We start from the raw sequence: 573 nt of genomic DNA, 5'->3' as shown, positions 1-573 counted from the left end.
GGGTGCGGCTGTCGCTCCAGGTGGACCCGGAGGCCCGGACGATCACCGCGGCGGCGTGGGAGGCACCGGCGAGCGTTGGTGCGGGGCATCGGCTGGCGGCGTGCCTGGAGTCGCTGTGCCAGAACGCGGTGGGCATCAGCGTGGATCTGTTCCTGCGCTTCGACGACTTCCACCTGCGAGCGGGGTGTCCGGACGGATTGGAGACGACGGAGGAGGCGGGGGTCGCGGTGCGGGCGTTCCGGTCGGCCTTCAGCCCGTTCCACCCGAGGGCGTCGGGGCCGGCGTACCTGTCGAGCGGGCTGGTGCTGGCGAAGCTGCCGCGAGGCGTGAAGGCGGAGCTGGTGGAGCCTGGTTTCTACTTCGCGCACTACTACCGCGAGGAGCTGTGGGAGGCAGCGGCGGAGGAGGTGCGCAGGGGCGGCGTGCTGGGTCCGCGCGCGGCGTGCGCGTACATCGACGCGCTGCTGGCGAAGGCAGACGACTCAGTGGAGCTGGACTGGCCTGTCGAGCAGGGCACGGCGACCTGGAGCTGGCTGACGCAAGAGTGCCTGCCCAGGGTGGCGGGGGGCGCGG

At 72.4% G+C, this 573-nt stretch carries 1 protein-coding gene; it reads left to right on the top strand.

Translation table 11 applies throughout. The features are described 5' to 3' along the window. Positions 1 to 573, top strand: a 573-nt coding sequence (locus D7V97_RS45190; RefSeq protein WP_158623583.1) for a hypothetical protein, incomplete at both ends; no start/stop codon positions are given.

Source organism: Corallococcus sp. CA053C (genome assembly GCF_003611675.1).
Taxonomy (GTDB): Bacteria; Myxococcota; Myxococcia; order Myxococcales; family Myxococcaceae; genus Corallococcus.
The sequence above is the reverse complement of the archived record's forward strand: the minus strand, read 5'-3'. Positions and strand labels throughout refer to the sequence as shown.